At 70.5% G+C, this 8,068-nt stretch carries 7 protein-coding genes and 2 pseudogenes; 5 read left to right on the forward strand and 4 right to left on the reverse strand.

Annotated features, from left to right (window positions below; all coding sequences use genetic code 11):
* The 3 genes and pseudogenes from ACFYP3_RS36350 to ACFYP3_RS36360 form a co-directional block, all read left to right on the forward strand.
* Positions 1-100, forward strand: a pseudogene (locus tag ACFYP3_RS36350) (IS481 family transposase); the annotation flags it as partial.
* 142 nt (positions 101-242) lie between these two features.
* On the forward strand, positions 243-875 hold the full coding sequence (locus tag ACFYP3_RS36355) for a hypothetical protein (RefSeq protein WP_388842272.1): 633 nt from the start codon (positions 243-245) through the stop codon (positions 873-875).
* A gap of 117 nt (positions 876-992) precedes the next feature.
* Positions 993-1,507 (forward strand): annotated as a pseudogene (locus ACFYP3_RS36360) (putative immunity protein).
* A 736-nt stretch (positions 1,508-2,243) separates the two neighbouring features.
* On the opposite strand, the gene ACFYP3_RS36365 reads toward ACFYP3_RS36360, so the two are convergent.
* Positions 2,244-2,927 carry an HAD-IA family hydrolase gene (locus tag ACFYP3_RS36365; RefSeq protein ID WP_388842274.1) on the reverse strand — a complete coding sequence of 228 codons (684 nt, stop codon included), beginning with the start codon at positions 2,925-2,927 and terminating at the stop codon, positions 2,244-2,246.
* 221 nt (positions 2,928-3,148) lie between these two features.
* A complete protein-coding gene (locus ACFYP3_RS36370) occupies positions 3,149-4,126 on the reverse strand; it encodes a peptidoglycan-binding protein (protein ID WP_388842276.1) in 978 nt (325 codons plus the stop codon).
* Between the two features lie 205 nt (positions 4,127-4,331).
* Between ACFYP3_RS36370 and ACFYP3_RS36375 the strand changes: the two genes are divergently transcribed.
* Positions 4,332-6,401 (forward strand): DHA2 family efflux MFS transporter permease subunit, encoded by a 2,070-nt coding sequence (locus ACFYP3_RS36375; RefSeq protein ID WP_388842278.1) that lies wholly within the window; start codon positions 4,332-4,334, stop codon positions 6,399-6,401.
* A gap of 27 nt (positions 6,402-6,428) precedes the next feature.
* On the opposite strand, the gene ACFYP3_RS36380 is transcribed toward ACFYP3_RS36375, so the two are convergent.
* Positions 6,429-6,920, reverse strand: coding sequence for a GNAT family N-acetyltransferase (locus ACFYP3_RS36380; protein ID WP_388842284.1), 492 nt, complete (start codon positions 6,918-6,920; stop codon positions 6,429-6,431).
* A 218-nt stretch (positions 6,921-7,138) separates the two neighbouring features.
* Between ACFYP3_RS36380 and ACFYP3_RS36385 the strand changes: the two genes are divergently transcribed.
* Positions 7,139-7,534, forward strand: coding sequence for a nuclear transport factor 2 family protein (locus tag ACFYP3_RS36385; protein WP_388842280.1), 396 nt, complete (start codon positions 7,139-7,141; stop codon positions 7,532-7,534).
* Positions 7,535-7,605: 71 nt separating this feature from the next.
* On the opposite strand, the gene ACFYP3_RS36390 is transcribed toward ACFYP3_RS36385, so the two are convergent.
* Positions 7,606-7,965: an antibiotic biosynthesis monooxygenase family protein gene (locus tag ACFYP3_RS36390; RefSeq protein WP_388842282.1), complete on the reverse strand. Its 360-nt coding sequence runs from the start codon at positions 7,963-7,965 to the stop codon at positions 7,606-7,608.
* Between the last annotated feature and the right edge of the window lie 103 nt (positions 7,966-8,068).

Below are 8,068 nucleotides of genomic sequence, written 5' to 3' on the forward strand. Positions count from 1 at the left end.
AGACTTCCTCCACACCTACAACCACCACCGCTGCCACACCGCACTGGGCGGCCACCCACCCATCACCCGCGTCAACAACCCTCCGGGTCAATACAGCTAGCCCGTGTCCCCATTGAGCCCGATCGGGCGGACCACGTCATGTCGCTGGATGTCGTGGCTTGACACCCGTCATTGAAGGGCGGGCGGCGGTGTCAGACCGCGCGACTAGGGTTTCGCTCATCTAGTCAAAGGGGGACTCCGCCATGGGCATTCATCCGGACGTGGCCGTACTGCTCGATCTCGTGCCGGCAGAATTCGCCGGGGGCGAGCGGATCGACTGGGACGCTGCCGAAGCTGCGCTGGACACCAAGCTGCCGAGTGACTACAAGGCCCTACTGGACACGTACGGTGTGGGCGACATCGGAGAGCTCGTCATTCTGCCTCCGCTCCCGAGCGACGTACGCGGGTACGAGATGTGTCACGTCGGAAGCACGACAGCCGGCCTGCGCGGACTCTGGGATGACGACTCAGGAGTGCCGGGGGTGACGCTCGGTGCAGATGCCGTTCTGCCCTGGGGCACGGGGATGAACGCCAACGAGATGGCGTGGCTCATGAACGACCCCGACCCGGACAAGTGGCCTGTCGTGGCCTGGCGTCGGCACCACCTGTGGGGCGAGTCGCCTTGGGCCTTGTTCGACTGCGGCATGGTCCAATTCATCACCCGCATGATGCTGGGCCAGTTCGACGCCTGCCCACTCGGCGACGCGTCCCTCTGGAAGCAGACGGACACCTTCGTCAGCTGGCGTGAGCAGCATCGACGGCTACTGGCCGGGCTGGACCCCCACACCGGTGAGCCCGATCCCTATGCCTACATGTACCTCGTCACTGACGACTAGATGGTCCATCCCAAGGGGTCAGCCAGGTGCGTCGGTCCTCACATAGAGTGCGGTCGTAAGGGTGCCCAACTCGGTTTCTGTATGGGGCATTGGGCGCAGCCGAACCTTTGGAGCGCCATGATCCTTCCCAAAGACCGCGACCCCCGCTTCATCACCATCCGACGTGGGGGGACGCTCACGGACTCCGACCACCGGCTCTTGGCCCTGTGGGCTGCCGCGTGCGCGGAACACGTTCTGCACCTCTTCGAGTAGGAGCAGCCCTCAGACCCGCGGCCTCGCGAGGCGATCGAGCAGATTCGTGTCTGGGCGCGCGGGGAGATCAGGATGTCTCAGTCCCGAGCGGCGGGGGGCCATGCCATGGCTGCGGCAAGAGAACTGAGCGGAGCCGCTCGGCACGCCGCATTCGCTGCCGGTCAGGCGGCGGTGGTCGCGCATGTTGCCGCCCACGAGCTTGGCGCCGCGGCCTACGCGATCAAGGCCGTACGCGCGGCGGCCCCCGCACGAGAGGCCGAGAGCGCCGGCAGGCTCGAGTGCCGCTGGCAGCGCGAACAGCTCCCGGATGTGATTCGTGAACTGGTCCTCGATGACCAGCGGTTGCGAAACACATCTGCTGGTCGGTCTTCGACTGCTGACCGGGATGTCGTCATGGTCCGGGCGGTGGTCGAGTCGGGTGCCCGGCCGCAGCCGGTCTCGCGGGTAGCGGGCTACAGCGGTATGCGTCGCGCCAGAGCCGTGCGGAGGTCGTACCGACCACTCCCCACCCGCACCGATGCCTGCGCCCCACCCCCCCCTCCCCGCCCAGTCCGCCAGCCAGATCACGATGGCTGCCGCCATCGTGGCTATGCCTGGCCCCAGGCGGCTCGCAGTCGCCGGGACCAGCGAAGCGCGTAGCGATCGGTGGCGGCTTATGTCCGGCCCGGGACGGCTGGTAGACGCGGAGGTGCGGGGAGTGTGTAGCGATCGGTGGCGGCTTATGTCCGGCCCGGGACGGTCGGTAGACGCTGAGGGGCGGGGAGTGTGTAGCGATCGTGGGCGGCCTATGCCCGGCCCAGGGCGGCCGGTGGCCGCTGAGAGGTGGGGAGCGTGTAGCGATCTGGGGCGCACCGGGACCCCTGCCCGGAGGGTGCCGACGTGGCCGTCCGTCGCTCGATCGCCCGGCTCGTTCTTCTGGGGGTTTCCCGGCTGTCTTCGTGTTTTCGTGGCGGGTCGGTCGGTCAAGGGTGGCCGTAGGCCATCGCGTAGCGACGCGACCGAAGGGAGCGCCCTTGAGGGGCCGGCCCGCCACGGAAGGACGATGAGACTGGCGGGAAACCCCCGCCCCGCCTTCTCTGATTCCGCCCGGCCGGACCAGGCCCCCGAAGCCCGGCCTCAGGCTGCCGCGTGCACCGTGAGCTGGATCGAGCCGTCCTTGGTGCTCGTCACCGTGAGGGTCGTCAGGTCCGGGACGTGGGTCGTCGGGGCGTGGGCGGCTGCGCGGGGGCCGACGCCGATCACGCGCATCCCTGCCGCCTGGCCGGCGGCGATGCCTGCGGCCGAGTCCTCGAAGACGATGCAGTCGGCCGGGTCCACGCCCAGTGCGGCGGCGCCCTTGAGGAAGCCCTCGGGATCGGGCTTGCTGGCCTGGACGGACTCGGCCGTGACCCGTACGGCCGGCATCGGCAGGGCCGCGGCCGTCATCCGGGCCGTGGCAAGGGCGGCGTCCGCGGAGGTGACGAGGGCGTGCGGCAGGGCGGTGATCGCCGCCATGAACGCCGGGGCGCCCGCGACCGGGACCACGCCGTCGGTGTCAGCGGTCTCGCGGGCCAGCATCACGGCGTTCTCGGCGTGGTTGACCTCCATCGGGCGGTCCGGCAGGAGGACGGCCATGGTGGCGTAGCCCTGGCGGCCGTGCACCACCTTCAGGGCCTCCTCCGGGTCCAGACCGTGGGACAGCGCCCAGTCGCGCCAGCACCGCTCGACCACCGCGTCGGAGTTGACGATCGTGCCGTCCATGTCCAGGAGCAGGGCTTTGGCGGTGAGGACGACGGGTGCGGTGGTGGTGCTGGCCGGCATCGGCGGGGCTCCAGACAGGGCGGGAAAAAAGAACAAGTGGTTCCGTCCACCGGTCAGGGAATGAGGACGGAACCACTTTGTTCCTACACGATACAAAACAAAGAGCCGTCCGCGCCACCGGCCGGGGTGTGACCCCCGTCCCTGCGGTGTCGTCCACCGCTCCGAGACGGCAGCGCCCATCCCTCCAGCGCCCATCCCGCCAGGGCCAGTCCCCCCAGCGTCTATCCCTCCAGCGCCTTGCGGGTCACCGGACCGTAGAAGCCCCACTCCTGGTCGTCGATGCCGTGGGAGTACTGGAACTCCGACAGCGCGTCCTCCACCCGCGAGTCGAACTTCCCGTGGAACCTGCCCCGGTACAGGCCCTGCGCCGCCAGCAGACGCTGCAGCTTCTCCACCTCCGGACCCGAGTCGCCGTACCGCAGGATCGGGGCCTGGGAGGGCGGCGGCGGGGCGGACGAGCGGCTCGCGCCGGGCGACGGGCTTGCGGACGGCGGCGCGGACGAGCGGGACGCGCTCGGTGACGGGGACGGCGACGTCGACTTCGAGGCCGACGGCGACGGCGAGGCGGAGGAGGACGGGCTGCCCGAGGCCTGGGTGTGGGTCGGGGTCGTCGACGGTGCGGCCGGCGCGGCGCTCAGCGCGGGCGACGGCGCCTTCGCGTCGAGCAGGGTGACCTCGTTCCCCGCATCGCTCGGCAGCACCCACACAGCCACCGCCGTCCCGCTGAGGGCGACCACCGCCACGGCCCCGAGGAGCAGCGCCAGCGGGCGGCGTGCACCGGAGCCGTTCCGCTTCTCCGGGCCCCCGCCCCCGCCCCCACCCCCTCCCTCTCCCGGTTCGCTTCGGTCGTCCCCTCGGCCGTGTCCGCCTCCGGGCGTGGGGTCCGGTTCCGGCACGGTCCGGAGCCGGGCCGTTTCGGCCGGGTGCTGGGCGTGCCCCGGTGGCCCGTCCTGCCACGGGCCGGCCGGCGGCCCCACGGGCATCCCGTACGCGGGCCCCTCCGGCAGCCCGTCCGCGGGCGCCGCGGGCAGGGCGTACGCGGGCGTGGCGGGTATCCCGTACGCCGGGGTGTCGTCCTGCGCCGGCGCCGGGCGCGGGGCCCGCGGGCCCGGGTCCACCACGCCGGATATCGGCGGCGGGGACGCCTTGGCGTCCGGCTCGCCGGGGTCGGACAGCGTCACGTACGGACGGATGCGCAAGGGGTTGAAACCCACACCCGGCGCACACCCGCAGCCGGCGCCGACAGCGCCGCAATCTGGACAGTGCTCACCGCTCACTGGACTCCCTCCCTGGCCATTGCCTGCGATTATGCAGACCCGCCGGAGCCCTCCCAACCGTCCCGAGAGGCCATAACCGGACACACCACTCAGGATGGAGATGTTGATCCGGCCTGAGGAGGAATCGATGGCTCAGGATGTGACCACGGATGCCGTGGGCCCCGGGCAAGGCCCGCCGAAGTCCGGCCCCGCCTCCGAACACACCTCCCGCGAGGTCCTCGTCTCCATCGGCGCCCTGCTGCTGGGCCTGCTGATCGCCGCCCTCGACCAGACCATCGTCTCCACCGCCCTGCCGACCATCGTCAGCGAGCTCGGCGGTATGGCGCATCTCTCCTGGGTCGTCACCGCCTACATGCTCGCCTCCACCGCGGCCACCCCCCTGTGGGGGAAGCTCGGCGACCAGTACGGACGCAAGAAGCTCTTCCAGTACGCGATCATCATCTTCCTGATCGGGTCGGCGCTGTGCGGGCTCGCCCAGGACATGCCCCAGCTCATCGGCTTCCGCGCCCTGCAGGGCCTGGGCGGCGGCGGACTGATCGTGCTGTCGATGGCGATCGTCGGCGACATCGTCCCGCCCCGCGAACGCGGCAAGTACCAGGGCCTCTTCGGCGCCGTCTTCGGCGCGACCAGCGTGCTGGGCCCCCTGCTGGGCGGCCTCTTCGTGGACCACCTGTCCTGGCGCTGGGTCTTCTACATCAACCTCCCCATCGGGCTCGTCGCGCTCGTCGTCATCGCCGCCGTCCTGCACATCCCGGCCCGCTCCGCCAAGCACACCATCGACTACGTCGGCACCTTCCTCATCGCCTGCGTCGCCACCTGCCTCGTCCTCGTCGCATCCCTCGGCGGCACCTGGGGCTGGGGCTCGGCCCGGATCATCGGCCTCGCCGTCCTCGGCGCCGCGTTGCTCGTCGTCTTCGTCTTCGTGGAACGCAAGGCCGTCGAACCCGTGCTCCCGCTGGGCCTCTTCCACATCCGCACCTTCACCCTCTGCTCGGCGATCAGCTTCGTCGTCGGCTTCGCGATGTTCGGCGCGATGGTCTACCTGCCGACCTTCCTCCAGGTCGTCCAGGGCGTCTCACCAACCATGTCGGGCGTCCACATGCTGCCGATGGTCCTCGGCATGCTGATCTCCTCCACCGCCTCCGGCCAGATCGTCAGCCGCACCGGCCGGTGGAAGGTGTTCCCGGTCGCCGGCACCGGCGTCACCGCCATCGGCCTGCTCCTCCTGCACCAGCTGCACCGCACCAGCTCCACCTGGGAGATGAGCATCTACTTCTTCGTGTTCGGCGCCGGTCTCGGCCTGGTCATGCAGGTACTCGTCCTGGTGGTGCAGAACGCCGTCAGCTACGCCGACCTCGGCGTCGCCACCTCCGGTGCCACCTTCTTCCGCTCCATCGGCGCCTCCTTCGGTGTCGCGATCTTCGGCACGGTCTTCACCCACGGGCTCGCGAACAAGCTCGCCGCCTCCCTCGCGGGCGTCCAGCTGCCCGCAGGGGCGGGCGTCGCGCAGCTGGAGGCCGACCCGCGGGCCATCACCGCGCTTCCGGCCGGGATCCGTCCCCGCGTGCTCGACGCCTACGCCGAAGCCATCACCGACGTCTTCCTGTACGCCGTGCCGATCGTCCTGGTCGCCTTCGTGATCGCCTGCTTCCTGAAGGAGGACAAGCTCCGCACCTCGGTCACCGCACCCGATGTGACCGAGACCCTGGCGTCCAACCCGGTCCATCGCTCCTCCCGCGACGAGGTCGCCCGCGCCCTGACGGTCCTCGGCACCCGTGAGGGCCGCCGTCACGTCTACGAGAAGATCACCGCGAAGGCCGGCTACGACCTGCTGCCCGCCGCCAGCTGGCTGCTGCTGCGGATCAAGAAGTACGGCTCCACCGAGCCGGCGCTGCTGGCCGAGCGCACCAACGTGCCGTTGAAGGCCGTCACGGACGCCGCTCGGCAGGTCGAGGAACGCGGCCTCGCCACCCGGGACGGGCTCGCGCTGATCCTGACCGACAAGGGGCGCCGGACCGCCGAGAAGCTCGCCGACGCCCGGGAGGAGTCCCTCGCCGAACTGCTCGGCGACTGGTGGGGACCGGACCGCCCGACCGACCTGATCAAGCTGGTCCAGGAGATCAACGCGGAGCTGTGCGGATCCGACGCCGAGGAGCCCTACGACGCCGCGCCGCGACGGGACCACGCCGCGCACTAGGCCGCGCGGGGTCGGTCAGACGGTCGGTCAGACCAGGCGCTTCTCGAACCAGTGCTCCGCATACGGGCCCGACGAGTACGCGGGTATCTCGGCGTACCCGTGACGCGCGTACAACGCGCGGGCCTCGACGAGATCCGACCGGGTGTCCAACCGGACCCGCTCCGCGCCCAGCGCACGGCCCTGCGCCTCCAGCGCCTGGAGCAGCGCCGCCCCGCCGCCGGTGCCGCGGGCGCGCGGGTCGACGTACACCTTGGTGAGCTCGGCGGTGGCGGGGTCGAGCAGGCGCAGACCGCCGCACGCGAGGGGTTCGCCGCCGCGCCTCCCCACGACGAACCCGCCCGTCGGCGGGAGCAGCCCGTCGTCGGGGAAGTCCAGCAGTCCCTGGTCGATCTCGGCCTCGGTGACCTGCCGTTTCCAGTACCGGCCGGCGACCTCGGCGTAGTAGGCGCGGCGCAGGAGGGTCGCGTCGGGGGAGGTGACGGGTTCGGGGGCGACGGTCCACGACGCGGTCGCCGCCATTGGCGTCCCCGTGGGCGTCGCTGTGAGGTGACCGCTGCCGCCCTCGTCGGCATGCCCGCCGTGCCCGCCGTGTCCGCCGCGCTGTTCACTGTGCGTGTTGATCGTGTTCATGGAGTCATTGTGGAGTTCGCGCGGGAAGTCCCGCGTGGAATATCCACAACGCCGGGCCGATGATAGGAAAAAGACATTTCGCCCGTACCCGGAGGGTGTGAAACGCCATGTCAGAGCATCCCGACTGTGCCTTGATCCGCCGCGGCTACGAGGCCTTCGGCAAGGGCGACCTGGAGACGCTGGGCACGCTGCTGACGGCCGACGTCATCCACCACGTGCCCGGCAGCAACCCCCTGTCCGGGCACCACAAGGGCCGCGAGAACGTGCTCGACTACTACCGCCGGCTCGGCGAGGAGACGAAGGGCACCTTCCAGGTCCACCTGGAATCGGTGCTGGCGGACGGGCGGGGGCACGTGATGAGTTTCCACACGGCGCGCGGTGACCGCGGCGACCGCGGCATCGAGATCCGCGAAGGGCTCTTCTTCACGATCGTCGGCCACAAGATCACCGACATCGACCAGTGCACCGCGGACATCGGCGAGGAAGACGCCTTCTGGAGCTGACGCCCACCCACCCCACGCACGTTCCGCCAGGGGTGCGGGGCCCGGACCCCGCACCCCGCACCCCTGACGGATCAGGCCTTCTTCGGCGCCGCCTGCTGCACGACCTCGAACGACCACACCGTCGACGCCGAAGCCGCCGGCTTCGGCCGCTCGCCGCCGCCCGCACCACCCTCGCCGCCCTCGCCGCCGCCCGCGCCGCCACCCTGGTGAGCGGCCTTCATCGGCCCCTCCATCCACGCCTGGAAGTCCTCCTCCGAACGCCAGCGCGTGTAGACGAGGTACTGGTCGGTGCCCTCCACCGGGCGCAGCAGCTCGAACCATTCGAACCCGTCCGAACCCTCCACCGCCCCGGCCCGAGAGGCGAAGCGCCGCTCCAGAACTTCCCGCTGTTCGGCGGGGACCGTCAGTGCGTTGATCTTCACGATGCTCATGGGAGCCATCCTAGTGACCTGAGTCAGAGATTCGGTGGCAGTAGGCGGCGACTCTGTCGAGGATCTCGTCGGCTGTCTTTGTCCAGACGAAGGGCCTGGGTTG

It is taken from the genome of Streptomyces sp. NPDC005533 (assembly GCF_042871845.1).
Classification (GTDB): Bacteria; Actinomycetota; Actinomycetes; order Streptomycetales; family Streptomycetaceae; genus Streptomyces.

Coding starts and splice junctions, on each gene's coding strand:
- ACFYP3_RS36375 (WP_388842278.1), top strand. CDS start 4,332: ATGGCTCAGGATGTGACCACGGATGCCGTGGGCCCCGGGCAAGGCCCG.
- ACFYP3_RS36385 (WP_388842280.1), top strand. CDS start 7,139: ATGTCAGAGCATCCCGACTGTGCCTTGATCCGCCGCGGCTACGAGGCC.
- ACFYP3_RS36380 (WP_388842284.1), bottom strand. CDS start 6,920: ATGGCGGCGACCGCGTCGTGGACCGTCGCCCCCGAACCCGTCACCTCC.
- ACFYP3_RS36390 (WP_388842282.1), bottom strand. CDS start 7,965: ATGAGCATCGTGAAGATCAACGCACTGACGGTCCCCGCCGAACAGCGG.
- ACFYP3_RS36355 (WP_388842272.1), top strand. CDS start 243: ATGGGCATTCATCCGGACGTGGCCGTACTGCTCGATCTCGTGCCGGCA.
- ACFYP3_RS36365 (WP_388842274.1), bottom strand. CDS start 2,927: ATGCCGGCCAGCACCACCACCGCACCCGTCGTCCTCACCGCCAAAGCC.